This window comes from Pseudomonas sp. 86_A, from assembly GCF_017491705.1.
Classification (GTDB): domain Bacteria; phylum Pseudomonadota; class Gammaproteobacteria; order Pseudomonadales; family Pseudomonadaceae; genus Aquipseudomonas; species Aquipseudomonas koreensis.
In genome coordinates, this window is sequence record NZ_JAFGYS010000089.1 from 1 (window position 1) to 501 (window position 501).

Genomic DNA, 501 nt, shown 5'->3' on the forward strand with positions numbered 1-501 from the left:
CTCGAACGCCGTCGCGCGAACCGAGTGTGCGCTCGGTGACTCAACGCGTTCGCCGCGTATTTCAAACGACTTTCAGCGTCCCCATCATCCCGAGATCCTCGTGCTCGAGAATGTGGCAGTGGAACATGCGCTCGCCGCGCTCGGTCTGCGTCGTGAGAATCCGCACGCGCTCGCCCTTCCGAACGTTCACCGTGTCGCGCCACGCGCGATAGGGCTCGGGCGTCGTCTCGCCGTCGATCTCGCGCTCGACGACCTGGAATTGCGTGCCGGGCAGATGAAACGGGTGATCCATGTCGGTTTCGTTGCGAATCGTCCATGATTCGTTCTCGCCGCGCCGGCTCGTCAGCGTCGCGCGATGCGGCTCGAACGTCACGCCGTTCACCATGAAGCGCATGCCGGCCGGTCGACCATGCGCGCCCGCGCGCATCATCGCGGCCATGTCCATCTGCTCGCCGAACACGACCTCCTTGCGCGCGACCGGCTCGCCGAGCGCGCGCAAGG

The 501-nt window shown here is 66.1% G+C and carries 1 protein-coding gene; it reads right to left on the reverse strand.

Going from position 1 to position 501, the window contains the following annotated elements:
• Positions 1 to 61: 61 nt before the first annotated feature.
• Positions 62 to 501 (reverse strand): multicopper oxidase domain-containing protein (locus J5M57_RS28125; protein WP_207938496.1); only part of this gene is annotated, 440 nt, incomplete at its 5' end.